Below are 25110 nucleotides of genomic sequence, written 5' to 3'. Positions count from 1 at the left end.
GTCAGGGTTAATATAAATAAGCATGATTCGGAGGCTGTAACCAATTATTCCTTGAATAATTCACCCCCAAAGTTTCAATGAATTGAAAAGATAAAGCTTTACGCGAACAGTTTGAATAATTTACTGGACTACAATGGACAAAATGACCATGAAATAATAATGCATCTCCAGCCTTCACTTCTAAAGGTGTATAACAATAATTTTCTTTACTAAAGTCAGGAATAGAAACATCATTAAGCTGCTTAAATTGCCTGGTTTTATTTTGAAGATTCACTTGTGAAACCCATTTCAAAGGCCAATGATTACTGCCAATAATTCCATACATACATGCATTTTCTATACATGCATCTTCCAAAGCCAACCATAAAACAATTACCGAGGCAGGCTCAGTGTAGGCAAAGGTTGATTCCTGATGCGGCCGTACTTCACTACCTAAACCATGAGAATACTTAGGAATATATACGCTCAGATGACAGATTGGCCGCCTATATCCTATACCCTTCAAAATCATCATCAGCATAGGGTTTCGATAAACAGTCTTTTGCATCATCGAATATTTTTCTACGAGGTGCATGCCATGCCCAATCCTATTAATTACCCTTACATTATCTATCACTTCATAAAATACATGTCCCTTTTGACTGGATGCTTGAAAATAAGGCTCAGTAACATATTCTTTAGGTTCTGATTCTTGTTGCAAAGGATTTTTAGAATAAAAACAAACGATTTCATTATTCCAGTTTTGAGCAATATCTACTTCTGCATCATGTTGTATGAGTTTAATTTCACTTAATAACCGAGTTAAGTCTATCTGACTGATATAATCTTTAAGCACAATAATGCCATTTTGGTTATAACTGCAGATTGCCGTATTTAAATCAGATTGTAGTTCATCAAGATTATACCCATTTAACGCATGTGAATTAGCGATCATTTCCATATTCCCCCCTATTCTCAATATTCATAAACGGAGAGATAACTTTTATGTCTAAGTCTGGATGCTTTTCTCGCTTAACCGTGTAATTTAAAGGAAAAATTAAAATTTCTGTTGATGCACTCGCTTGTGCATCAATGAGATGGCCACCAAAAAGCTGAAAATCATCACTGCCTAAAGCAGCATGAATATGCACAAACCAACCCTGCTCCGCTAAGGTTACATTGCCAGTCAAAGATGCAATTTCATAAGTTTTGGGAAATAATTTCTTGGTATGTTGTTTGGCATCACGATGATAAAAACCGATAGTGACATTGGATAAAGCCCCAATACCACTGATACTTGCAGATTTTAAATTAACATAAGATGCGTAATTTATGATGCTTTTAAATAAGCAGTCCCCTTCTTTTAGACTTAAAATATATGGGGAATATCCGTCTTGATGCATGATCATGGCTCCTATTGTGTCAACAATAAAAGCCATCACCGAAAATCTTCTAAGGACAGGGTTGGCCAGGATGACTTAAAGAGTACCGACCCCTAACGATTTTCTTAATATGAATTAAATCAACTTGAATTCTGGATGTCAAGAACACTTCACCACGTTGGTTTCTTATCCCTAAATTCATATGCGCTATACTCAATAAAGAAGGTACTGCCATGAATTTGAAAAAACAGGGTATTTATTTATCTTTATTGATAACTTTAGCATCTCCAATCTATGGAAAAGATGCCTCCCAGCCTGTTGTGGGCAATTACGAGTTGTTAGGGGTAAAAGAACTTGTCGATAGTGGTTGGCTTCCTGATATCACTGGCTTGCCGAATGAAGAGCAAGTTGAAAGCCTAACCAGGCATGTTGCGGATGTGATGGCAGAAGAGCAAGATAAGAAATGTAATGCGATAGACTATAATCTCAGGATGGTTGTTTTTCAAAACTTTGTAATTTATCAACATATGGCCAATGCACAACATCATTATTTTAAAGAAAAAATGATACTCAAATATGCTCATGTTCTTGCCATGATTCTGAAGGAAAGCAGCGGTGATCCCACTAATGTCACAGACATGAGTGGCCTATCAATATCTACAAGTAAACCTGTAACAAACTTGCAACGTTGGAAAAAACTATTAAAACTAACCAGGGAAAAAGGCATTAAATTTAATTATCAAACAAACTTTGGACTGACCCAACTCTCAGCAGATCGCTTGTTTGTTGCCTTTAAATTAGCCTATAGAGGGCATAACAGGGATTTTCTAGAAGGGAAATATGGTTATATCCCTCCTGAACGGGAAGTGATAAATTCGAGCATTGCTATTCGCAGATTGATTTGGCTTTACCAGGATTTTGCTCAAGGACGATTATCCCAGGAGGATGAGCGTATTCACCAAGAAGATATTTACAAAAGTGAACTAAATGCAAGATACCAAGCTGGTTTAAAGATGGCCCTTTTGTATTGTGGTACCCAATTTTTGTTTCAAGTTGATAATCAATATATTTGGGTCAATGAAACGTCAACCTTTGAAAAAGCCATGGCTTCTATTGCTTATTGTAAACTGGGCAACGCCCAATCAGGATATGGCAGATATGAAATTGATGAACAGTGTTTTGCAAAATGGGTAACTTTATGCCCGGCTTTAAACATAAATATAGCACTTCTTACACCACTTAGTTATTTTCAAACCAGGGGAGACAAACCCCTATGTATAAATACATTTAAGCGTCTGCTAAATAAAGAACCCCAAAGTCAATGAATATACAGCAAAAGGCAACACTTAATGGTTCATCAAAGAGATAAACAGCCCCTATTAACAAAAGCTTTAGTTGGATGATGAAAACAAATTGAGGCTATGTGAGGTGAATGATTTTCGATGGATTGCACAAGAACCAAGTCTATATAAAGCATCTTTATGTGCCTTAGTTGCGTACTCTTTATGGCAAGTAATGTCGCGTGATGAATATTTAACACATCAATTTTTTCAACCTCAACGCGACCATAAGCATGGTAGAGCGCTTCTTGTTTAATTTGAAGGGTAAATGTCTCACGTTGTTTGGATGTTAACTTTTTTGAATCGCCCAATCCCACAATAGGCTGACGCAAAATAACAGCTGCTGTAATCAAAGGACCTGATCAAGGACCACGCCCTGCCTCGTCCACCCCTGCTATAAAATCATACAATGACCTCTTATATTTATAAAATTATAGCATGTTGCATAGGCAATTTAAGCAGACAGATGCACCGATTATTTCTACAAAATATAATCCTAAAATACATATCTTATTTTAAGTACCATAGCCAATATACCAGAGGAGTTGCCACAACCAACACAATTATTTCAAGTGGCAAACCAAACCTCACATAATCCATAAACTTATATCTTCCAGGCCCCATGACTAAAAGATTATTTTGATGCCCAATGGGTGTTAATACAGCACAGGCAGAACCGATGGCTACTGCCATAAGAAATGGATCTACTGATATTTTTAAAAAATTTGCAAGACTGATAGCTATCGGGGCCATTACAATGACTGTTGCAACATTATGAATAAAATTAGCGATACACATGGAAATTCCTATTAAAAGTGCAATTATCCAAAAAATAGAAAGATGCTGTGACACTTCCAATATCAAATGCGCCAAGAGGTCTGCCCCTCCTGTTTGAGTAAGCGCGTCCCCCAGTGGAATGATTGCAATTAGAAAAATAATCACCGACCAATCAAACTGCTTATATACATATGTTAATGCTGTATTATCAATCAAAATCATCAGCAAAGCCGCAGCAGCAAAAACAATTTGAACCGGCATGATCATTAATCCTGACAATAAAATTGCAATCGTGAAGATTATCAATGGTACAAAATTTTTAAATCCCATATTCAATTGCAATGTTGATGTCTCTATTGGAATCAGACCAAAAGAAGGAAGTGAGTCCATCACATTTGGATCCTTACAATGTAATAACACCATATCACCAGCTTCAATAATTATATTTCTGATTCTTCCGATTTTAGAACTGGTTGCCTTTGAGATAGCTATAAATGAAATTTTATAAGCTGCCCTTAAATTAGTTTCTTTAATTTTTTTATTGATAATAGTTGATTTAGTCGGAACAATAGCTTCTATTAAAATATCATTTGCTTTGTTTTTGCTCCCTTTCCTTATAAAGTTGGAAATAACTATATCGATTGAATTGGACAGTTCTTCCAAACTGGTCAGGGTTGCTTGAATAATGAAACGGTCACCTGACTTGATTTCCGTACTTTCCTGTAAATTGATTTTTCGTTTTCTTCTTATAAGTCCCGTAATTTCAGCTAATAATTTGATTTCCTCATTAAAACAATCAAAGGTTTTGCCTATCCACTTTGATTTTGGAGGTACACGAATTTCAATGGTATAAATTGGTTTGAATGAAGTTTTTTGTACTTTCTGTTTAGGTAACAAGCGCCAACCAATAAAACTTATAAATAAGACCCCAATTAACGCTGTAAAAAAGCCAACATAGCTAAAATCAAACAAACTATAAGGTTTACCAAGAATCTGGGCACGAAAATTTGAAATAATCAAATTGGACGCTGTACCGATTAACGTTACCATGCCTCCCATTAATGAAGCCATTGCAATAGGCATTAAAACATAAGAAGGGGAGCGGTTGTATTTGAGGGAGGTATATATACTAACCGGTAATACAAGACCTAATGCACCTGTATCGTTCAAAAACGCAGAAATAAATGCAATAAAGATACTGAAAAAAAATACCTGTAATGATTGAGTGCGCATTTCAAATTTATTGATTACAAATTTAAGAACATTTGATTTAGCAATAATATTTGTAGCAATCATGATACTGGCAACTGTTATTACAGCAGGGTTATTGAGTCCGGAAAAGGTTTTATCCACTGGGACTGCGCCAAGAATAACCGCAGCAGCTAATGCGAATATTGCTGTAATAGCATAGGGCCACTTGTTCCATATAAAGAGAACCATTGAAATTAATAAAATTAGAATAACTGAATATGGCTGTAATTGTGTGGGTAACATCATTGATTACCTCCAGCTCAGCAGATATGAAATATATTTCCCTTTCACGCTATGGAAAAACTCGATTTAAATTAAATTATAGATAGGATTTGCTTAATCTACATAATGAGGCAAGCTTGGGTCGAAATCTAACAAAAATAGCTTATGTAATTAAAGCCAAAAATAGACAAATAGCTCTACTGCGCTGCTCAATGCAAGAAAGCCTTAATGGATTCACAACTTCTTTTAACGAGAAAATATTTTTGCGGTTAGTGGCATTGAAATAATTGCCCCCACTGGCAACCCTTTATTATTCGCGGCCCTACTATAACTCTGAATAAGATTATTAATAAATGCGCTGGCATTTAAATTGTTGGCGATTTTAACCTATTTCTACTCCGCACCTAGCCACTTTTTATCAATCTAATGGTTCAATATTAGTAAATCGTGCAGAAGGGGGATCTGAAATAAGCTCATTGTTAATATACCCTCCCCTCAAATACAAATCACCTTGAGGTGGAGATGCAAATCCACCCCAAAGTGTATCTCTGTCCTGTACAAAATCACCACCAACTTTAGTTTTTATATTTAGAGGTCCGCCATGATGAACACCACACGGAGCCAGCAGGCATTCGTGAATCCCCATTTCAAACCAGTGGCCATCCAGATGCCCACGTGCTGAACCAGCCCAGACAGGAACACACTCGTCTGAAATGGGATGCGTATGTGCAGCAAAGCAATCGCCAGGTGCACAGCGGGTTAAATGGAAACCACATTGACGCGTGCCATGGCCGGGCCATAGAATAAATCGCATGGGGCTTCCATTGGCATCAAATTCAGCCCCTCTGAATACATTAAATAAGGCGCCATGGCGACGAATATCAGGTGACTTTAAATTCCAGGCACGCATCTCTGAATGGTTTTCCCTGTAACGAAGGTAATTAACAGGGTCAATTTTTCCACGCATTATTGTTTTTTTGGCTGCCTCTGCTGCATCAAAATCAATAGAGCCCATACCACGAATATAAAAACCCGCATCTTCATATAAACTTACTAAAGGAGGTGTAATGGAGTTAACCAGAATAAAATCGTCCTTATTGCTGACAGGGTTACGCAGAGCATGAGTGATGTTTTCTGGAAAATAGGCCATATCACCAGGCTCAATACTTACCCATTTTCCCCGAAGATATACTTCACCTTTCCCTTGGACACATAAGAATGCTTCTTCTGAAATAGGGTAATTATACATTGGCGTTTCCATACCGGGAGAAAGTGTTGACACGTGTATACTTTCTGTTTGGAAGCCATTGCCAGGCCATGCAATTAATCTTGTTGGAACATTATGCAGTATTATTTCAATTCCTTCATTTAGATCACCTATCGCACCGGCATGACGTATTTCATCATAACTACGGTTTTTAGCTAAATAATCTTCCTTTGTTTTTGCCATGTTATGAGCTCTATGAACATGAAATTTTATTCAAGTATAGACCAGTTTCAAAGCAAACACCCTATGATTACTTTCCAGGAAGAACATCAAAAATGATGTTTTTTATCAGCTATTTTAGGGGTCGGCTTGGTATTCCCAATAGAGGTATTAACACTCTTGAGATTCACTTTATCGTTGCAAGATGAAATGGCATGAGGTTTGGGAAACTCTTAATAAGCATACACTTATCATTGAGATCTATCTTCTATCAGGCACAAATTCTTATTTGGAATAATTTAAAATACTCTTATTCATTAACTCTTAAATAAATCTTAATGGTCAACATTTAGACTAATCGAAATAAATAATTTAGGAGTAAAAATGCAAACCCGATTAGACGTTTTCACTATTAAGAGCCCATCATTGTTACCAGATCCCTATGGATTATTACAAGTTGCTCAGCCAACCCAACCCCTTGCTGATTTACCTGGGCAAATCGAACAATATGATTTAGCTCAAGTGCCTGTAGAGTCTTATGAAGAACCTAAAGAAGGTATCATACCGAAACGAATGAATTACATCTACATAGTAAACCCTATAGATGCATGCACTCCCCAAAATAACCACCTGGAAACGATTGCACTTTTTAAAAAATTATATCCTGACTATATAACCACACTTTGGATTACTTCTTCAGCTTACACCCCAGAACAACAGAAAAGTCTCATTAACTGGGCAAAAAAAAATAAAATCCATTTAATAGATAGCAGTATATTAGATGGTCATATTGGACCTTCGGAACAGATGTATCAGTTAGAGTTACTGCGAAGGAATTATGCTGCTGCAACTGATCAACTACGTCTTGCAATTCTCTACCACTTTGGTGGTATTTATAGTGATGTAGATGTCGTGGCCGATCCAGATCCTCTTCATAGGCTTCCAGAGGAATTAAAAGCGCCTCAAGGGCTATACATTCATAAAGGCGATGTCCGCTTTACTCGTAGCAATCAGCACCCCCTCGATGTGTATAAAATGGCAAAGCGCTTTGGTGATAGCCCAGAATCCTATTGTCAAATACATTACGGCAGCTCCAATGATTTTATATTAGCGGTTAGACATTGCCACATATTACAAAAGATCCAGGAAAAAATTGCTTCTAAATATCTTGTGCCTGCTGCAGAATTATTAAAAGAGGTCGAATATCAAAACCCGTCTTCAGGTGCCTACTTATCCTTTGATCCAGATAGACCTTGGCCAACTCAAGGGTTTTTAAAACAATGGACGATAGAAGTAACAGGCCCAACGTCATTGAATGACATCTATGAGCAAGAATTTCCTCAATTGGATGATGCAATTGAACAAAATGAACGCTTTCTCAGGAGTTTCTACTTTACGAATGAATTAAGCTGGTTAAAATTAAAAAAGGAACAAATCGCTTTCCCTGAAAAGGCAACTGAAATCGTGGTGACTTCACTGCTCTATGATTTAACAATGGAATCGGGCTCCTTACGACTTGACAGATATATGGCTTTTTTAAGTAAGGAGCAAATGGTTGATGTCCTTAAAATACTATCCCAGCAATACCCAAAACAATTAGAGAATGTAAAATTTGTTTTTCCTTATGACAAATCGATACATTCTTTATTACTCTCGCATAGAGATCAATTTCCAGCTCTATCCCAGTCCTTGTTCACAGAAGCTGATGAAGTAAAAAGTTCACCTGGGAACAATTTAATCTCAACTACTAACCATACCAAGTTAGAAAAAACTGAAACGCCTGATCCAAGTACAGTGCCACCAGATAGAAATACTCCCGCCACTCTTAACCGGCATGGTTTTTTCCAACCGGTTATCGAGTTTTTTGAGAAAATAAACCCTTCGAAAAGTATTAGTGGCGATCTGCATGTCCTACGTAGATAGTAGGAAAATAAAACAACCGGGGGCACCCTTATATTATTAAGGGTGCTTACAGAAACAGCTTGTTATACGAGTTAACCTTAGACCAGGAATATTATGAAAATGTTCAGGCAACTTTCAAAAGAAGAACTTGAAAATAAAATTAAAGCACAAAACAGGGATGTTACTTGTGAGTGTTGGGCAGAATTTTGTGTTATCACTCCACCATATAAAAACAAGCAAATCCAATTAAGTGCCCCCTATGTGGAGTTAAAACAATTAATTTCCGAATATTTTGAAAAACAAAATAATTCTGAATTTGCTGAACTAGTCAGACAAAAATTAGGGGAATTGGCAGAGCTTTGTTGTTTGCACGCAGAATATGACGCTCGTGATCTTTCTTCTTTAAAATTACGGGTTGCTATAGATAATCCCAATAACCTCCCTGAACCTCTTGTATTAGGATTAATCCATTTTTTAATTGAAGAAGCAAACTCTGATCAGAATAATATGAAATTCGATTTTAAAATTCTTATTCCTGAATATTTTAATATTAAAGAGCAGTTTACCCTTTATTTTGATAAAGATACACCTATAGCTGATTTAGTTAACCTGACGAAAAAGGTTGAAAATTATTTAAAACGGGAACATCACCTTCCTGATAATCGAAAACCCAGTGAAAAAAACCGCTGCTATTTTAATTCGTTTGTTTCAGCCTTCTTTGACAATAATAAATTGCTACGCCAATATGCCAAGTATCCTTTTTTTGATATCGAATTTGAAACTTTTTTTAAAAACCATCACGATAAAGTGCTTGAATATATACCTCTGGAAGCTTTTGATGTTGTTTTTTATAATATTATTACTTCCGAAGACATTACTTTAGATATTAGAAGCTATTCACGCCTAAAAACTAAAGAGAGGCTCATTGTGCAGAAAGAATTTAATCAATTAATAGCCGATCCCCAAAATTATATCCAAGCCTCCATTAATAAGATCAAAGTGCTTGAAGAGACAAAAGCCCGAGAGTATGCCAGTAGCATTAGAGCCTGATTTTGATGTTTACCAACCAAAATTGAAGTCAAAAAAAGGCTTATCCATCGGTTTAATTGTTTGTTTGGGAGCTAGAGTTTTTAATTTATGATAACTATCAAGTACACTGTCTGCCACTGTGAGTGCATCAGGAAGACAATAATCGATTTGTTTGCATTGATGAGCAAGTATATGCAGATTTTTCCAATAAGCCAGATTTTTTTCATTAATTTTTTTAGTGTCAATTAACTGTTGATAACAAAAAAGCTCTAAAAATCTTTTTACCTTATCTGTGTCGGTTTTACGCTCCATTGTATTATGAAAAAGTTTGCCTATATTTAATTGCAATTTTTCTTCTGTCAAAGGTAATATTGTATTATCAATAATAAAGTCCGCTGCCGCTTTAAAAAAAACAGGGAGCACGCCCCTTTCTTGAGGCTGATTCTGCTGTTTGAAAAATGTGGAAACAGGAGGTTTCTTTTTTCGAACAAAGAAATCTAAAAATTCCCTGTTTTTTAAAGTGGCGTTTAACAATAATTTGAGTGTTTCATACTTATTCTCATCGTTTTTTCGATCTTTCATAATAGCGGAGGCAGTGATAAAGAACGTTGGATCTATATTGGTCAAATGAGTATTTGTTAATGAGGCAATGAGCTCTTGCTCACAAGGAAGTTTTTTACATTCTTTTAAAAGTATTTTTCTTAGCGAATCTTGATAAACTGCAATGTGTTCTGGATCATTTAGAACAGTATCATGGATTATAATTTCTATCGCTTGGGTAAATACCAATTTAAGTATGGTACTACTGTTTTCTTTTTTTTTCAGGTTAAAATACTCATAAACATCGCTAAAAAAATGAGGGTTACTCGCTGCTTTTGTTATTAAATGTTTGAACAACTCTTTATTACTTGAATCATCAGAAGATGAGGAAGTAATTTTCTCTGCCTCATTCCACAGTACCTGATAAAATACTTCTGGTTTCTGCATTTCGGTGTTGAATAATATTTTTTTGTATCTATCTATTTTCGAATGAATGTAATTTTTAATATCAACTCTACAGGGTGTAGTCAACGCTTTATTTTCATTAATAATATTCTCATAATTTCCGAGCGCTTTAAGTGCTTTCTTCAGTGCTTCAGATTTCCTGGTATTACCAAAATAACAATTGACTATTCCCTCTACCGATTTATCAAAAATATAATTGATTAATTGTCTAAGGTGAAAAAACTCGCCATCAGTATCTATATGGAACGATTTATTGGTTAGATTTTTACCTGATTCCAACATGGGATTTATTAAATGCTGGAGAGTACTGAGGTTCCTCATTTGCGTTGTGCACCATTTATAAACATCTTCTGGTACTCGTTCTTTCAAAAGACCTTTTAAATTTGCCAGAACACAATTACCTATTTTTTGGGATTTTGAATGTTTGCCCCAGCTAAAACTAAAACCTAAATCTTTTAGTGTATTATCATATTGATCATAAAACTTCTTATAGCCCTCTTCATTACCATTTACTACATTCAACTCAGTAATTTTTTCAATGGCTGTTTTTAACTTATTTAAATCCAAGCCTATGATATTAACGCGATAAACTAAATTATAATTTGATCTTTGACCATTACCACGATTGCAATGCGTCATAACTATTTGATTTTTCTCTTTATATATTTGGGTATAGATTGCATGACCATTACAGTCATGTTCAATTGTGAGATCATGGTCATTAAGGATTTTTCTAATTCTTTTTAAGGTAATTTCTTTTTTATCTTCGATAACGATTGCCTTGATTGAATCAGAAAATCGATTAAAAATGCTTTTGTAGGCTTTTAACTCAGAAGCGGTATAATTTTTTCCTTCGATTTTAATATCTTGTGAGAGTACTGTTAACAGTAGTTTTACAAATTCCTCACTCGCTGCTTTAACAACTAAACCCTGTTTTTTAATATGTTCTTTGGGATTAGCCACTAAATCCACCAGATAACCATGAAACATAGCAGACCACAGGGGCAAGAAGTTTTTACTTTCCTCATCATCTACCTCGCTTATCCAATTTTTCTTTTTAATAATTGTTTCATTCAAGGTGGCTTTCTTTTTAACGTGGCCTTTTTTTGTTTTTATTTTATTTAATTCTTCTTCTGCATTGGTTATCTCTTGTTTCACCCGATCATAGGTTGCTGAAGCCAATTTATTGAGATTTTGTTGTGCCAGGTCTGTCCGCATAAGTTGTTCGAATTCAGGGGTAAAATCTACCGTTTGTTCTAGGGGGGAGTTCAATAAAACACGCTTCTTATTTTCGTTTTTTGATTGCATAGGCGGATCATCCTGACTAGATTGTTTTATATAAATACATTGTTGATATGTATAACACATATAGATGCATTGTAAATCCAATTTTTCGGAGTGCAATCAGGTTGTACTAATAATTTAATCAAAAAATTAATTACTTATCTGTACCACTTCGCGGATCAACGCCAACCATGCTTTTGCCGCACTTGAAAGATAGGCATTCCGGCGCCATGTCATAGCCATGTTCCATTGAAGCATGTCATCATCAAGGAAAAGAGAATGGATCTGTGGATTTGATCGCTCAGCACTAATCATTCGCGGTAAAAAAGCGACACCAAGCCCTGAGGATACAAGTTCCAACATAAAATCAATTTGACTGCTCTGTGCAACTACTTTTGGCTGGAAACCAACACGACTGCACGCATCCAAAATTAATCGATGCAAGGCAAAACCACTACCAAATAAAATGAAGGGAGTATCTTGAAGTTCTTTTAATGAAATCGAATCTCGAGTTGCAAAAGGATGGTTACGAGCCAAAAGCGCAACAATGGGTTCACTTCGGACTGGCTGGCAATCAAACTCTTCAGAAATAGGCAGTAATGTTCCCGCAAAATCTATAGTCCCCGCGCGCAAACATTCTGCAAGCTTATCACTGCCATGCTCTATAAGTTCCACTTCAATACCTGGATAACGCTGCCTGTAACGTGCAAAAAGTGGGGCAAATAGGGTAGAGCTTCCCACAGGAGAAATACCCAGACGAAGTTTACCTTGCTTCAAACCACGAATTTCATCAAGTTCTTTGAGAAGATCATCTCGATCCGCAAGAAGTTTAATCCCTCGGCGATAAACGATTTCACCTGCTGCAGTAGGTACATTATGCCGTTTAAAACGCTCGATGAGTGTAACTCCCAGCTCATCCTCAAGTTGTTTGATCGCTTTACTTACCGTGGACTGGGTAGCAAAAAGGACTTCTGCTGCTTTGGAGAAATTGCCTTGTTGCACAACTTCTATAAATATACGAAGCAATTTAAATTCCATAACTATTCCAAATTAGAATGATTATTAGTCAATAAATTCATTTTATTCATACTCTACTAAAGTGTAAACTTTATTGAAAGATAAAAAATCAAAGTGATCTTGCATATGACAGCAGCAATTCGGCAAAACTCTTTATTTCAAGTACTTTTAGTTTTAATTTTTTGGTTTGCCAGCGACCTGGTTGTGAAACTTATCAAGCTCCCAGTGTCTGGAGGGGTATTGGGTTTGGGTATTGTTTTGCTGCTCTTGGTGACAAAACATCTACAGCTAGACAGTATAAGGTTTGGGGCTCAATTACTCCTGGCGGATATGCTTCTTTTTTTTATTCCAGCCGTACTTGCAGTACTGGAGCATCAAGAGTTTGCTGGATTATTAGGGCTTAAGATTTTCTTTGTCATTGTGCTTAGCACCCTGTCCGTGATGTTGATCACTGCCTTAGTTGTTGATTATTGCTATCGTTGGAGAAAAAGCCATGCCAATCCCCATATTCTCTGAGCCGGCAATCCAGGCGCTTTTCTGGTCAACTTTAACAATCGCCATCTATTATATCTCTAAAAAACTATACAAAAAATGGCCATTCTGGTGGCTTATGCCACTTACTTTCGCACCCCTCATTCTCGCAAGCCTTGTTTTTTTACTTGATGTGAATTATCAGGATTATTTAAGCGGAACAAGATGGTTAGTGCAACTCATTGGGCCTGCTACAGTTGCCTTTGCAATCCCTATTTATGAACAACATCAACTCATTCGCCAGTATTGGCAGATACTTTTGATTGGTGTGATTGCGGGAAGTGTCACTTCACTGTTGTCAAGTTGGTTATTAGCAAACCTTATAGGCCTTGATGATCAAATACGATTAAGTTTACTACCACACTCTATCAGCACACCATTCGCACTGGAAGCCTCACGAAGCATTGGTGCCCCCACTGAACTTACTGCATTATTTGTCATTATTACCGGCATATCGGGAGCGATTATTGGTGATATTCTACTAAAATACTTATCATGCCATTCACCATTGGCAAGAGGAGCCCTTTTTGGAGCCGGAGCCCATTCAGCAGGGACGGCACAGGCACGTAAAATAGGAAATACTGAAGGAGCCATTGCTAGCCTGGTTATGATTTTGTCTGGTTTATTCAATATACTGCTTCTCCCTTTCATTAGCCACTTTTTAACTTGAGGGATTTTTGACTGTTTTTATTGAAAGCAAACCACCATCTTTACTTCTGGTCAAATTTCCTTTCTATAAGTCTGCGTCCAGATCTGTTTATATAAAAACTGACTTCCTTTTTCCTAAATCCAGTTTTCATTTGCAGTAAACGCGATAGTAAGCCAGCGTTCTGGAGTATCCTCTCCAATAGCTTCCGCTATTTCATTACGAATTTCATCCAAGGTGTCAATGCTTGTAATTGGGTAGCCTTTAGGTAGTACGATATGTATCTCAATAAATTGCGCACGTCCAATTTTTGCAACGTAGCTTGTATAGGCTTTAAAGCCACGTTGTCTGGTAAGCTCATCTAAAAATTCTCTTATTTTTTCATCAAGGCCTAAGGGAGCCATGCGAAAGATATCTCGCATGGCATCACGAACCGCCCCCATAGGGATAAAAATCAAACAAGCAGAAAGAATCGCTAAAATGAGAGGATCAATGTAGGGTGTAAAATATCCGTAGGCGCCCCCATCCAACAAGGCAGCAACCCCAAACGCGATGAGTAGAGAAGATGAAATTAATGCAGACATTAACCAGCTTTGAATGTCTAATCGCAGGAATTCTGACTTAATGTTACGGTTTTCTTTAATTAAATAAAAATACATCCCAGTCGATAAAAAAAATACCAACAGGGCAAACGCAAATGCCCAATCAAAATTCAGTTCATGCCCACCCGACATCAAACTGCCAATTGCATTGACGAGCGCATAGGTACAGAGCAGTATCAGGATACTACCATTCAAAACAAGCACCATAGGTTCTACATGCCAGTAACCATATTGAAACCTCCGGCTCCCCTTGCTTGTTAAAAGACGGGTGACAAAAAGGGCAAGGACTGACATAACGGTATCGACCATATTAAACATACCATCGAATACAATAGCCAATGAACCTGATAATAACCCAAAGAAAATACCTACTACGGCCAAGAGAAAGGTAACAGCTATTGATAGTTTAAGAGCTCGTCGTTCATGAAGCCCTTCTGACATTTTCATTTGAGTGATATCCTGGTATTAAATAGTCCATTACTGACTGAATTAGCGAGCACTTCAACAACCCCTTATTTCAGCATGTTATAATTTTACGCACATTAACTTTACGTCCTTTTAATGTTCCTCTTTGTAAATATTGTTGCGCTTTATCTGCCTGGCTGTGGTGGATTGCAACATAAGAGTGTGAGGCTGTTATGTTAATTTTGCCTACAGTATTTCCTGCTAACCCCGCATCTTTGGTTAATGCCCCTAATATGTCTCCAGGACGAATTTTATCTTTTTTACCGGACGAAAGACAGAGTGTAACCATTTCCGGCACTAATCGAGTGGTGTGGTGGTTTTCTAATTTATTAATGTTTCCCCAGTTAATGGGGTGTGGCATGTTATCTTCAATCGCACAAATTCTTTGTGCATCTGCAGGTGTGGTAATACTTAAGGCAATGCCTTTACATCCTGCGCGCCCAGTTCGACCAATACGATGAATATGAACTTCGTGATCAAAAGCAAGATCAAAATTAATCACTGTAGAAAGTTCCTTTATATCAAGTCCCCGTGCTGCCACATCAGTGGCGACAAGAATAGAGCAACTATGATTGGCAAAACGTAACACTGCAAGATCACGATCGACTTGTTCCATATCACCATTTAAAGCAATGGCACTGAAACCCTCTTCGATGAGCAGGTCTGTCACCTCCACTGTTTGTTGCCTGGTATTACAGAAGATTAATGTTGAAACGGGTCGATAGTGTAGTAGTAATGATTTTAATAAGGGAAACTTCTGCGCTTGTTTCGTGACTTCATAAAAATACTCTTCAATATTAATTTCCTCAGCTGGACTTTCAACACGAATTTCTTGTGGATTGTTCATGAATTGTTTTGAAATCTGCTTGATCTCTTCAGGATAGGTCGCAGAAAAAAGTAAGGTTTGACGTTGTTTGGGACAAACCGAAATAATGCTTTTCATGTCATCAAAAAAGCCCATATCCAACATTCTGTCTGCCTCATCTAAAACTAAAGCTTTTAACTGGGATAAATCCAACGAGCCGTTTTTTAAATGTTTAAGGATTCTCCCTGGTGTTCCTACAATGAGATGAGCCCCATGCCTCAATGAATCGAGCTGCGGCTTCATAGGGATACCACCGGATAAATTAATAATTTTGACATTTGGCATCAAACAGGCTAAGCGACGGATGGCTTGGCTTACTTGTTCTGCCAATTCACGGGTAGGACAAAGGACTAGACCTTGCACTGCAAAAAAAGAAATTTTTAAATTATTTAATAGGGACAAAGCAAAAGCAGCGGTCTTTCCACTACCTGTTTGGGCTTGGGCAATAATATCCTGATTTTTAAGAATTATAGGCAAGCTTTGCGTTTGAATAGGCGTCATATTTTCATAGTTTGCAGATGCAAGACTCTTTATTAATTCTTGGCGAAGGGGTAGTGAAGAAAATGATATCTGTTGATCGGTATGTTTGGGTTGAGTCATTGCAAGCGCTTATTTTTATAGAAGCAGTTAGATTAACATTTTTTAGTGTATTTTTAAATCAAATTGTTTTGAGTTGGCCTGTCAGGGCTGGTTGTGCTTATTGAATTTATATCATAGATAAACTAAGATAAATCCGCGCAATTTGCTCATAACAAAAACAAAGGTTGTAAAAATGAAAAAAATTTTGTCACTTACCGCCCTTTCCATTTTGATCAGCAGCTGTGCTTCTATTTCAGCTAATCCACAAGCAGCCCGTATTATTGCTTCACCGAACCCTATACCCAAAGGGTGTAAATACCTGGGGCAAGTTGTTGGTAATCAAGGTAATTTCTTTACTGGAAGCTTTACTTCTAACCGTAACTTAGAAGAGGGCGCCATGAACGATCTTAAAAACAAAGCAGCAAAACTAGGTGCGAACTACATTCAGTTAGTCACCAATCGTGCCGGGGTCACTGGTTCCATGAGTGGTGCTTTTAATAGTGGTGGTGGTTTTATGAGTGGTAGCTCTGAACAAACGAATGTTACGAACTTGGGAAATGCATATTACTGCCCATCAAAATCAATCGGATTAGACTAACATCCTCTTGAATTCATATTTTATTGGGTTGCGTTGATTTATTTTTCACATGAAATTAATATTGCCTGGTTGCTCGCAATCAGGTTTGATCCCTCAAAGTTTATTAAAGAGAAAAAATATTCATCAGTATGTAATTCTGAGGTACATTCGGCAGGTATGGAAATTCTGATATTGTCTCACTTGGTATAGTGGCACAGGGTATACTCACAAATATTTAATGTTTATAACAAAAAAATTTATTTTTTAAATGATTACTATAAGGATGAGTAATGATTTTAGCTCTTTTTTTGCTCTTCATATCAGCTGTAGCAATTTATATTTCCTGTGAATATTTTGTTAATGCAATAGAATGGGTTGGACATAAATTTAACATAAGTAAAAATGCTACAGGTACAATACTAGCCGCTTTTGGGACTGCGCTTCCTGAAAGTGTAGTTACTTTCGTAGCGGTAGTATTTGGTAATACACCGGCACAAAAGGAAATAGGTATTGGTGCGGCAATCGGCGGTCCTTTAGTTTTATCAACTATCGCCTATTCTATTGTTGGATTGGCATTCATTACCCAAAAGCATCAAAGAAAACCAATGATATCTAAAACAACCGAGCTTCGTCTCGGGCATGATCAGATATGGTTTATGAAAATATTTGTAGTAAAAATTTTGCTTGGCTTAGCTGTTTTTAGTTATAAGCCATGGCTAGGGATAGGATTTCTGATCGCCTATGCATTTTATGTCAAGCAGGAAATGCAGGGCACAGATGATCCAGAGCACCTGGATTTTCTAGAGCCCTTAAAAATAAGACCTGATGATAATAGCCCTTCGTCTAAATGGGCTTTAATGCAAACGATTTTGTCTCTAATTGTTATTTTCATAAGCTCACATTTTTTTGTCCAGCAACTAGAAACGATCGGGCCTGCTATGGGATTGTCTCCCCAAATGGTTGCTTTACTATTAAGTCCAATAGCTACAGAGCTTCCAGAAATCATGAATGCTATAATATGGGTTCGCCAAGGAAAGCAAATACTGGCTCTAGCTAATATTAGTGGGGCAATGATGATTCAAGCTACCATTCCAAGCGCTTTAGGAATCTTTTTTACACCATGGATTTTAGATAAGGCCTCGGTATGGGGAGCTGTAATTACACTATTATCAATCTGGGGGTTGTACCTCTTACTCAAAAGAAGCGAATTAACCAGTTCTCGCTTATCCTATTTTGGGCTGTTTTATCTTCTATTTGCAATAGGGCTTTTTTTCATTTAATACTGAAATTAATATTCTAAATTAGTAAGGCATGCAATGCCCCTCTTTGAAATTATTAAAAGCACTTGTTATGAAAAATAAATCCAAGTCAGTTTTATCACGACTACCAATAAGTATTTGGACTCTAGGGTTTGTCAGCATGCTGATGGATATTTCATCCGAAATTATTCATAGCTTACTACCCTTGTTTTTAACCACTGCGCTAGGCACAAGCACTTTCGTAATCGGAGTAATTGAGGGTTTAGGAGAATCAACTTCACTTATTGTGAAAATATTCTCAGGGGCGCTAAGTGATTATTTGGGGCAAAGAAAAATTATCGCTGTGATTGGTTATGCTATGGGAGCTATATCTAAACCATTATTTGCAATAGCGCCGACAAGCAGTATGGTTTTAGCTGCCCGTGTATTTGATAGAATAGGAAAAGGCATGAGAGGAGCACCCCGAGATGCACTTGTTGCTGATATTGCCCCATACGAGTCAAGAGGGAGTGCTTTTGGACTTCGTCAAGCTTTAGATACTGTTGGCGCGGTAATTGGTCCTTTGTTAGCAGTAGGATTAATGCTCCTTTTTGCAAATCAGTTCCGAATTATATTTTGGATGGCAGCCATTCCAGGTGTTTTATCCGTTATGCTTCTTATTTTTGGAGTTAAGGAACCTCGAACTCCTGTGCCATGTGAAAAGCGAATAAATCCGCTTAGTCGTAACCATTTATCTCGTTTAGATACGGCTTATTGGTGGCTTGTTATCATCGGTGCTATTTTCACACTTGCGCGATTTAGTGAGGCTTTTCTAGTGTTGCGGGCGATTGATGTGGGAATGTCGATCACCATAGCCCCCATAGCAATGGTTATTATGAGTTTCACTTATGCTATTTCTGCTTATCCGTTTGGAAAACTTGCTGATAACATGAGCCACTCCAGACTATTAATGGCAGGCATACTGGTTTTAATTGTTGCCGATATGTTACTTGCAATAAATCATCATTGGACTACGCTCATTGCGGGGATTTCACTTTGGGGAATACATATGGGAATGACTCAAGGCTTATTAGCAACGATGGTCGCAGATGTTTCTCCGGGGGATTTACGAGGAACAGCTTTTGGTTTTTTTAATTTAGCCAGTGGATTGATGATGCTCGTAGCGAGTATGCTCGCAGGTTTTTTGTGGGAACACTTTGAACCATCAATTACATTTTATATGGGGGCTGTCTTTTGTGTGATTGCCCTTATTGGCCTCATTTTTCGCGGTATTCACTTAAGATCCCAGTTATAAAATTAATGTCATGGGGGCTAAACCAATATTAACAGCTTTATTATGTTGCAATGGAATGTGTAATCAATAAGTTTGACGCCTTACCAGTCAGACACTGAAAATATCATTAATCAAGCAGAAGACTCACATCAGGTTCGTCAAAAATAGAGAAACAATTTATGACGCATGCTTTTCAAGCAATCCTGGTTGCCTGCAACCAGGACTTTACACCTAATCATATTAGCTAATCTGCGGCTTGTTTCACACATCGATTGCCGCAGGCCGTTGCGATACAGCTTTGACCAACACCACAATCATCGTCTTTAGTGCATTGTTCCCAGCAAGATGCACAATTTTGCGGGCAATTAGCCGCCAGTTTATATAATTTCATGTTCCTTTGAATGGCCGCCGAACTCTCTGAAGATGAATAAACATGAAAGTTAAGCCCAATAACAAGGAACAATGAAACACCTAAGTATATAGTTTTCATTTGAAGCCCTTTTGGATTACTGAGACAAAGAACTATCCCGGGTATTGCTGCAGCCTTGAATGCAGGGCTGATATTGCTCCTTGCAGTACGATTCATCATTATTATTCGTAGTACAATGGTTATATTGGGTTTCGCATGAACTCATACAATAATCGTAACTTTTATTGCAAGATTGTTCATCTGCATAGACAGTGTTCATCCAACCGAAAAACAAGGTACTGATTAGTAACGCATGAGTTTTTTTCATTTACTCATCTCCTTCCTATTGAGAACTGAAAAATTGATCATGTATCTTTTTACATGGGTCAACAGACAAAATTAAATCCTATTGTCCATTGATTAAGTTTAGCAATAAATTGCAGGTTGGCTTTTGACCTACCCTCGCTTGCCAAAAATCCAGCGTTATTCACAGCGGAAGTCACTTTTTACACAAAATCACTTCAAGATTAATCCTAATCGTTTATCATACTCGTGTTGTAATTCGAAATTCTCGTGATGATACTTAACTAAAAGTGCTTCCTGTTGGTTACTGGGTTGTTCTGTAGAAACTCCTTTAGAGGGATACCCCTATTTTTTTCGCTGCTGTTTCAGTTTTCGGTGGATTATTATTTGGTTTATCTATCCTTCTTGCATCCTTGAAAAAAACTGGCTGTAATTTGGAGAGAATTGTTTGTAGATAAAAATCCTTTTTAGTAATTCCAAAAAGGGAACTATTTTCATATGCGTCCTCAACAGGTAAAAATGAATCAGGGAATAATTTTCTGTTCCTTAACCTTGCTGGAAAATAGGGGCGACTCTTTTTAAGTACCGATCACTGATTTAATCCATCTCCCCCCTTTAGGCAAAGATCTCTTTGGAATAGCATTTTCAATATGCCCATTAAATTGACTAATACATTATCAATTAATCAGTGAGTTCTCAGGTATCCTCACACGAACCGCTTGGGTGCCGGCTATTGCCTTCACCCAGCTGCAATTTCTAATCAATTAAAAGTTAATGGCAGTTCCGGTAGGTGCGGTTATAGGGTAAGGATAAACCACTACAGGCGGAACAACAGGTGTAACGACAGTCGTCACAACAGGTGTAACAGCGACTGGTTTGTATGTAACCATGGGTTTATAGGTAACTACTGGTTTATAGGTAACCACGGGTTTATAAGTAACTGCCGACGTGTATGCAACTGCCGGTGTATAAGGTGGTGTGTATTTAACGGAACAACATCCTGCCATCAGAATCATATTTCCTAATAAAATAATCCATTTCATGATAAAGCCCCTTGCATGGATGCCTACATAAATAGTAGATCATTTGATCAATTAGGGCAATTAATATTCAAACACCCTTCTTACAGATATGTAAAATTCCTTGTGTAACTAGGAAAATAATAGAGAGATCAGCATGAATTATGAACGACAATTAGCAAAAGTAATTGATTTCATCGGCAAACATCTTGATGAAAAATCGGGTATCTAAAAAAGGATTTAATAAGCGAGCTATTTCTAAGCTGATTGACTGTTCGCCATCAACACTCTATAAATGGTTAAAACGAAGACAAATTCGACTAAAATAAAGGCATAAACAAACTGAAAACAAGCAGAATGGCGACACACCCACTAGGTTATTTAATTTTCTCAAATGATGAAAATTGTAGATTTAACTGATCTTGTGAAAAATTAGACTTGTCTAATCGGTGGGCTCCATATTTGACTAAAAAATGGACGGAAACAATGGGGGTTAGTGTCTGCATCCACAGCATGATAACATTTTAAATTGGCTTATGAACGGACCTATCGCAACACTAACCACATAGAATAGAGATGATAAGATGAAATGGACTTCACCTATAGGTTTATTGGGTTTGGCATTAAGCTCTTTGGGCTTAGTAGTTATCTTTGGGTGGTATTTTCATGTACCCAATATAATTTCCGTATTCCCTAATTACATAAACATGGTATTTAATACAGCCCTATGCTTCACCTTATCTGGCATGGCATTGTTTCTATCAAGAAACAACTCAAGTCCGAAAAATCGTATCTATACAATTATTGGCTTTTTAATTTTGACAATTTCTGGAGCAACCTTTGCTGAATATCTTTTTAATACCTCATTAGGTGTTGATGAATTTTTTATTAAAATTTGGCTTTTTGATCAAAATCAATATCCAGGCAGAATGGGACTTAATACTAGTGTGGGATTTATATTAGTAAGCTTATGCTTCATTTTATTTCAATATACCGATAAGCTTTTTATTGCGATACTCACTCAGGTAATCATTTTTTCCATTATGCTTCTTGGTATATCCGCTGTACTTGGATACTTATTAAAATTAGAATTTCTCTATAGCTGGTATCAATATACTCGTATGGCTATTCATACATCGCTTGGTATGAGCTTGCTCAGTATTGCTTTATGGTTAGCATGGGTAAATAACCATAATTTTTCCAAGTTTTATCATGACAGTGAAGATAAGAAGATCATCTTATTAAGTTCATTTATTTTGATTAGTATTACGGGCATTGCTTGTTTAGCCGGTTTTACAATTGCTGGTAATTCTTTAGAAAATCAAATAGAGCTCATCATATTAATTTTAGCCATCTCAATTGGTCTAGGAATACTATTTTTATATTGGCAAGTATTACCAATCATAAATCAACTTGTAGTTGTAAAAAAGGAGGCTATTGATAGCAGTATGCGATTACAAGCGATTTTTAATCATGCAGGAGAGGGAATTATTACTATCGATACCCAAGGGACAATCGAGTCATTTAATCCAGCCGCTACTAAAATGTTTGGTTATAGTACTAAAGAAGCAGTAGGAAAAAACGTAGAGATCATTATTCCTCCTGATTTACGAGAGAAACACAGTGCCGGGATGGAGGAATATTTAAAGACCCATAATTCTACATTTGTCGGTAAGCATAGTATGGTAATCCCTGCATTACGAAAAAATAATGAGCAATTTCCTATGGAAATTGCCATCACGGAAATGCAGGTTGATAACCAATACAAATTTATAGGTATTATGCGTGACATATCAGAAAGAAAAGCCTATGAAGAAAAAATATTAGAAAGCGAAACACGATTTCGATTAGCTTTTGATTATTCACCTATTGGGGTGGCTTTGGTATCACTAGAAGGGCATTGGCTAAAAGTCAATAAGACATTATGCGATATCGTGGGATATAGCGAATCAGAGATGCTGCGCATGAATTTTCAAACTATTACCCATCCTGATGATCTTGAATTAGATCTTAAATATGTGAAACAACTCTATGATGGAGAAATACCTTTTTATCAAATGGAAAAGCGTTATATTCGTAAGGATAAGAAAATCACTTGGATACTACTCATTGGAGCAATTATTCGTAATGAGCAAGGAACTCCACTCTATTATATTGGGCAATTTCAAGATATAAATGATAAAAAGGAAAAAGAAAAAGAATTATCTATTAAGGCCTATATTGATACACTTACAGGACTTGTGAACCGTAATCAGCTAGAAAATAGTTTAAATTTAACCATCTTATCTGCTCTGAGACATCAACAACAATTTGCAGTTTTTTTTATTGATCTTGATAATTTCAAACAGGTGAATGATTCTCTTGGACATGATGCTGGTGATGAGTTATTGAAAGTTATTAGCGATCGGTTTAGAAATAGTATAAGAAAAACCGATATTGCAGCGAGGTTAGGTGGTGATGAATTTATTTTGGTACTTCATGATATTAAAAGTCCAGAAATAGCTGCAGTTTTTGCTGAAAATATTCTAAATATATTAATAAAGCCAATAACTATAAAAGAACATGAGTTATTAGTCACTGCCAGTATTGGCATTAGCTTTTATCCAGCAGATGGAGAGGATTATCACTCATTAATTAACAGTGCAGATTTAGCCTTATACAAAGCAAAAGAAGAAGGTCGAAATAATTATCAGTTCTGCACGAAAAAAATTAATGAGGAAATAAAAAATAAATTATTATTTAAGAATGCACTAAAAAATGCTTTAAAAAATAATGAGTTTTATCTGACTTATCTACCAAAAATAAATATTCAAAAAAAGATTACTGGATTTGAAACCTTATTAAGATGGGAGAATAAAGAATACCAGACGGTATCTCCATCGAAAATTATCCCCTTGGCAGAAGAAATTGGCATCATAAATCAAATTGATGATTGGATTTATGATACTGCTATTGATCAAGGATCGCACTTAAGAACCAGTTGTCACTTACCTATAAAAATCTCAGTTAATGTATCAACAAAACAGTATTTACAACCTGAATTCTCCAGTAGTGTTTTAAATAAACTAAATCAGAAACAATTTCCAGCGCAGTTTTTGGAAGTTGAAATTCATGAGAGTTTGATTATGCAAAATCCTAATCATTCAATAAAAGTAATCAAGCATCTTAAAGACAATGGCATCGGAATCATTATTGATAATTTTGGTACGGGATATTCATCGTTAAATTACTTGAACCAGTTCAATGCAGATTACATCAAAATAGATCCTCAATTCATAAAACATATAGTAGAGAACTTTGAACACCAGGGATTAGTGATGGCCATAATAGCTCTAGCCAGAAGTTTAAATATAAAAGTAATAGCCGCAGGAGTTGAATCGATGGATCAATATCATTTATTGTCACAATTAGGGTGTGATGAACTGCAAGGTTATTATATTAGCAAGCCTCTACTTGCAAAAGAAATATCACAATTTATTCAACAATACAGTAACAAAGTAAGCGGGTAGAATACTCACTAAGAGTTTTGGAAAAAACGGAGTACTTCATGAATGATATAAATGGATTAATTCTGTTCCTCAATGAGTGCAACAATTCTCGCTTTGTGAAGCTTGGTATCCACTCGTTTATTGCTGTCTGCCAACATGACAGTAGCTCCATATTGGCCTTGTGGGGAAAAAATCATCAAGAGATAAGTAATTGCATGCCTTTACCGTTACTTACTGCTTGATTTATATACAGAAGTTGCGTTAACGAGTTGAATCCGCCATTCATAGTATTCATTGATAGATGATTAAGCGTCTATTCGCGTTCTTCATTGAGGGATTTTTGAAAGTACAAAAAATCAAACTTAATTCTTATGATGTTACATGGATAATTCTTAATGACAATTATTTGCCAATTAGGGTTAAATTACAGAACCGAGGCAAAAGCGAATTACAGTATTTAAATTAACTCTATTGTGCAAA

The 25110-nt window shown here is 36.6% G+C and carries 22 protein-coding genes and 1 pseudogene; 11 read left to right on the top strand and 12 right to left on the bottom strand.

What is annotated here, in order from left to right:
* Window positions 1-7: 7 nt before the first annotated feature.
* Both EKG34_RS12010 and EKG34_RS12005 read right to left on the bottom strand, forming a co-directional pair.
* Window positions 8-934, bottom strand: a complete 927-nt coding sequence (locus EKG34_RS12010) for a phytanoyl-CoA dioxygenase family protein (protein ID WP_269446284.1) — start codon at window positions 932-934, stop codon at window positions 8-10.
* Entirely contained in the window at window positions 924-1418 is a 495-nt protein-coding gene (locus tag EKG34_RS12005) for a PPC domain-containing DNA-binding protein (protein ID WP_223800067.1), read from the bottom strand. The genes EKG34_RS12010 and EKG34_RS12005 overlap by 11 nt, the downstream gene beginning before the upstream one ends.
* Window positions 1419-1594: 176 nt before the next feature.
* Here EKG34_RS12005 and EKG34_RS12000 point away from each other — a divergent pair, with 176 nt between their 5' ends.
* Window positions 1595-2686: a hypothetical protein gene (locus EKG34_RS12000; protein WP_003634327.1), complete on the top strand. Its 1092-nt coding sequence runs from the start codon at window positions 1595-1597 to the stop codon at window positions 2684-2686.
* An 83-nt stretch (window positions 2687-2769) separates the two neighbouring features.
* Here EKG34_RS12000 and EKG34_RS11995 read toward each other — a convergent pair.
* The 3 genes and pseudogenes from EKG34_RS11995 to EKG34_RS11985 form a co-directional block, all read right to left on the bottom strand.
* Window positions 2770-3054, bottom strand: a pseudogene (locus EKG34_RS11995) (ribonuclease H family protein); the annotation flags it as partial.
* A gap of 157 nt (window positions 3055-3211) precedes the next feature.
* Window positions 3212-4975, bottom strand: coding sequence for an SLC13 family permease (locus EKG34_RS11990; RefSeq protein ID WP_223800068.1), 1764 nt, complete (start codon window positions 4973-4975; stop codon window positions 3212-3214).
* Window positions 4976-5369: 394 nt separating this feature from the next.
* Entirely contained in the window at window positions 5370-6401 is a 1032-nt protein-coding gene (locus EKG34_RS11985) for a cupin domain-containing protein (protein ID WP_003634319.1), read from the bottom strand.
* A 360-nt stretch (window positions 6402-6761) separates the two neighbouring features.
* Between EKG34_RS11985 and EKG34_RS11980 the strand changes: the two genes are divergently transcribed.
* Both EKG34_RS11980 and EKG34_RS11975 read left to right on the top strand, forming a co-directional pair.
* Window positions 6762-8300: a TcdA/TcdB catalytic glycosyltransferase domain-containing protein gene (locus EKG34_RS11980; RefSeq protein ID WP_003634317.1), complete on the top strand. Its 1539-nt coding sequence runs from the start codon at window positions 6762-6764 to the stop codon at window positions 8298-8300.
* A gap of 93 nt (window positions 8301-8393) precedes the next feature.
* Complete coding sequence (locus EKG34_RS11975) at window positions 8394-9329, top strand: hypothetical protein (RefSeq protein ID WP_003634315.1); 936 nt, start codon at window positions 8394-8396, stop codon at window positions 9327-9329.
* A gap of 9 nt (window positions 9330-9338) precedes the next feature.
* Here EKG34_RS11975 and EKG34_RS11970 read toward each other — a convergent pair whose 3' ends face one another.
* Together EKG34_RS11970 and EKG34_RS11965 are read right to left on the bottom strand one after the other, a co-directional pair.
* Entirely contained in the window at window positions 9339-11621 is a 2283-nt protein-coding gene (locus EKG34_RS11970; RefSeq protein WP_012979529.1) for a hypothetical protein, read from the bottom strand.
* A 126-nt stretch (window positions 11622-11747) separates the two neighbouring features.
* Window positions 11748-12635, bottom strand: coding sequence for a LysR family transcriptional regulator (locus EKG34_RS11965; protein WP_003634308.1), 888 nt, complete (start codon window positions 12633-12635; stop codon window positions 11748-11750).
* Between the two features lie 105 nt (window positions 12636-12740).
* Between EKG34_RS11965 and EKG34_RS11960 the strand changes: the two genes are divergently transcribed.
* Window positions 12741-13130, top strand: a complete 390-nt coding sequence (locus tag EKG34_RS11960; RefSeq protein WP_003634306.1) for a CidA/LrgA family protein — start codon at window positions 12741-12743, stop codon at window positions 13128-13130.
* Window positions 13108-13815, top strand: a complete 708-nt coding sequence (locus tag EKG34_RS11955) for an LrgB family protein (protein ID WP_003634304.1) — start codon at window positions 13108-13110, stop codon at window positions 13813-13815. Before EKG34_RS11960 ends, EKG34_RS11955 begins: the two co-directional genes overlap by 23 nt.
* Window positions 13816-13928: 113 nt before the next feature.
* Here EKG34_RS11955 and EKG34_RS11950 read toward each other — a convergent pair whose 3' ends face one another.
* Both EKG34_RS11950 and dbpA read right to left on the bottom strand, forming a co-directional pair.
* Window positions 13929-14840: a cation diffusion facilitator family transporter gene (locus EKG34_RS11950; RefSeq protein WP_003634303.1), complete on the bottom strand. Its 912-nt coding sequence runs from the start codon at window positions 14838-14840 to the stop codon at window positions 13929-13931.
* Between the two features lie 70 nt (window positions 14841-14910).
* Window positions 14911-16323, bottom strand: a complete 1413-nt coding sequence (gene dbpA, locus EKG34_RS11945; RefSeq protein ID WP_003634301.1) for an ATP-dependent RNA helicase DbpA — start codon at window positions 16321-16323, stop codon at window positions 14911-14913.
* Between the two features lie 172 nt (window positions 16324-16495).
* On the opposite strand from dbpA, the gene EKG34_RS11940 reads away from it, so the two are divergent.
* The 3 genes from EKG34_RS11940 to EKG34_RS11930 all read left to right on the top strand — a co-directional run bounded on the left by EKG34_RS11940 (window position 16496) and on the right by EKG34_RS11930 (window position 19432).
* Window positions 16496-16900 carry a DUF4156 domain-containing protein gene (locus EKG34_RS11940; protein ID WP_003634299.1) on the top strand — a complete coding sequence of 135 codons (405 nt, stop codon included), beginning with the start codon at window positions 16496-16498 and terminating at the stop codon, window positions 16898-16900.
* 269 nt (window positions 16901-17169) lie between these two features.
* Window positions 17170-18159 carry a sodium:calcium antiporter gene (locus tag EKG34_RS11935; RefSeq protein WP_003634294.1) on the top strand — a complete coding sequence of 330 codons (990 nt, stop codon included), beginning with the start codon at window positions 17170-17172 and terminating at the stop codon, window positions 18157-18159.
* Window positions 18160-18229: 70 nt separating this feature from the next.
* Window positions 18230-19432: an MFS transporter gene (locus EKG34_RS11930; RefSeq protein ID WP_003634293.1), complete on the top strand. Its 1203-nt coding sequence runs from the start codon at window positions 18230-18232 to the stop codon at window positions 19430-19432.
* 223 nt (window positions 19433-19655) lie between these two features.
* On the opposite strand, the gene EKG34_RS11925 is transcribed toward EKG34_RS11930, so the two are convergent.
* The 3 genes from EKG34_RS11925 to EKG34_RS11915 all read right to left on the bottom strand — a co-directional run bounded on the left by EKG34_RS11925 (window position 19656) and on the right by EKG34_RS11915 (window position 21166).
* The gene (locus EKG34_RS11925) at window positions 19656-19901 is read right to left on the bottom strand and encodes a hypothetical protein (RefSeq protein ID WP_003634292.1); all 246 of its coding nucleotides are present in this window, start codon (window positions 19899-19901) and stop codon (window positions 19656-19658) included.
* Window positions 19902-19917: 16 nt separating this feature from the next.
* Window positions 19918-20148, bottom strand: coding sequence for a hypothetical protein (locus tag EKG34_RS11920; RefSeq protein WP_080619933.1), 231 nt, complete (start codon window positions 20146-20148; stop codon window positions 19918-19920).
* Between the two features lie 739 nt (window positions 20149-20887).
* Window positions 20888-21166 (bottom strand): hypothetical protein, encoded by a 279-nt coding sequence (locus EKG34_RS11915; protein ID WP_003634289.1) that lies wholly within the window; start codon window positions 21164-21166, stop codon window positions 20888-20890.
* A 188-nt stretch (window positions 21167-21354) separates the two neighbouring features.
* On the opposite strand from EKG34_RS11915, the gene EKG34_RS18990 reads away from it, so the two are divergent.
* The 3 genes from EKG34_RS18990 to EKG34_RS11900 all read left to right on the top strand — a co-directional run bounded on the left by EKG34_RS18990 (window position 21355) and on the right by EKG34_RS11900 (window position 24872).
* Entirely contained in the window at window positions 21355-21471 is a 117-nt protein-coding gene (locus EKG34_RS18990; protein WP_003634287.1) for a helix-turn-helix domain-containing protein, read from the top strand.
* Between the two features lie 255 nt (window positions 21472-21726).
* Window positions 21727-24651 (top strand): EAL domain-containing protein, encoded by a 2925-nt coding sequence (locus tag EKG34_RS11905; RefSeq protein WP_003634282.1) that lies wholly within the window; start codon window positions 21727-21729, stop codon window positions 24649-24651.
* A 38-nt stretch (window positions 24652-24689) separates the two neighbouring features.
* Window positions 24690-24872 (top strand): hypothetical protein, encoded by a 183-nt coding sequence (locus tag EKG34_RS11900; protein ID WP_125461286.1) that lies wholly within the window; start codon window positions 24690-24692, stop codon window positions 24870-24872.
* Window positions 24873-25110 lie beyond the last annotated feature (238 nt).

The organism is Legionella longbeachae (assembly GCF_004283175.1).
Lineage (GTDB): Bacteria > Pseudomonadota > Gammaproteobacteria > Legionellales > Legionellaceae > Legionella > Legionella longbeachae.
Note: the sequence above shows the minus strand (reverse complement) of the source record. Positions and strands in the feature narration are given on the sequence as shown.

Bases quoted from the DNA above. Each gene is read 5' to 3' on its own strand.
- EKG34_RS11960 (WP_003634306.1), top strand. From the start codon at position 12,741: ATGACAGCAGCAATTCGGCAAAACTCTTTATTTCAAGTACTTTTAGTT.
- EKG34_RS11935 (WP_003634294.1), top strand. From the start codon at position 17,170: ATGATTTTAGCTCTTTTTTTGCTCTTCATATCAGCTGTAGCAATTTAT.
- EKG34_RS12005 (WP_223800067.1), bottom strand. From the start codon at position 1,418: ATGGCTTTTATTGTTGACACAATAGGAGCCATGATCATGCATCAAGAC.
- EKG34_RS11955 (WP_003634304.1), top strand. From the start codon at position 13,108: ATGCCAATCCCCATATTCTCTGAGCCGGCAATCCAGGCGCTTTTCTGG.
- EKG34_RS11930 (WP_003634293.1), top strand. From the start codon at position 18,230: ATGAAAAATAAATCCAAGTCAGTTTTATCACGACTACCAATAAGTATT.
- EKG34_RS11990 (WP_223800068.1), bottom strand. From the start codon at position 4,975: ATGATGTTACCCACACAATTACAGCCATATTCAGTTATTCTAATTTTA.
- EKG34_RS11970 (WP_012979529.1), bottom strand. From the start codon at position 11,621: ATGCAATCAAAAAACGAAAATAAGAAGCGTGTTTTATTGAACTCCCCC.
- EKG34_RS11965 (WP_003634308.1), bottom strand. From the start codon at position 12,635: ATGGAATTTAAATTGCTTCGTATATTTATAGAAGTTGTGCAACAAGGC.
- EKG34_RS11915 (WP_003634289.1), bottom strand. From the start codon at position 21,166: ATGAAATGGATTATTTTATTAGGAAATATGATTCTGATGGCAGGATGT.
- EKG34_RS11905 (WP_003634282.1), top strand. From the start codon at position 21,727: ATGAAATGGACTTCACCTATAGGTTTATTGGGTTTGGCATTAAGCTCT.
- EKG34_RS12010 (WP_269446284.1), bottom strand. From the start codon at position 934: ATGATCGCTAATTCACATGCGTTAAATGGGTATAATCTTGATGAACTA.
- EKG34_RS11975 (WP_003634315.1), top strand. From the start codon at position 8,394: ATGAAAATGTTCAGGCAACTTTCAAAAGAAGAACTTGAAAATAAAATT.
- EKG34_RS11925 (WP_003634292.1), bottom strand. From the start codon at position 19,901: ATGAAAACTATATACTTAGGTGTTTCATTGTTCCTTGTTATTGGGCTT.
- EKG34_RS11980 (WP_003634317.1), top strand. From the start codon at position 6,762: ATGCAAACCCGATTAGACGTTTTCACTATTAAGAGCCCATCATTGTTA.
- EKG34_RS11985 (WP_003634319.1), bottom strand. From the start codon at position 6,401: ATGGCAAAAACAAAGGAAGATTATTTAGCTAAAAACCGTAGTTATGAT.
- EKG34_RS11940 (WP_003634299.1), top strand. From the start codon at position 16,496: ATGAAAAAAATTTTGTCACTTACCGCCCTTTCCATTTTGATCAGCAGC.
- EKG34_RS18990 (WP_003634287.1), top strand. From the start codon at position 21,355: ATGAAAAATCGGGTATCTAAAAAAGGATTTAATAAGCGAGCTATTTCT.
- dbpA (WP_003634301.1), bottom strand. From the start codon at position 16,323: ATGACTCAACCCAAACATACCGATCAACAGATATCATTTTCTTCACTA.
- EKG34_RS11920 (WP_080619933.1), bottom strand. From the start codon at position 20,148: ATGAAAAAAACTCATGCGTTACTAATCAGTACCTTGTTTTTCGGTTGG.
- EKG34_RS11950 (WP_003634303.1), bottom strand. From the start codon at position 14,840: ATGAAAATGTCAGAAGGGCTTCATGAACGACGAGCTCTTAAACTATCA.
- EKG34_RS11900 (WP_125461286.1), top strand. From the start codon at position 24,690: ATGAATGATATAAATGGATTAATTCTGTTCCTCAATGAGTGCAACAAT.
- EKG34_RS12000 (WP_003634327.1), top strand. From the start codon at position 1,595: ATGAATTTGAAAAAACAGGGTATTTATTTATCTTTATTGATAACTTTA.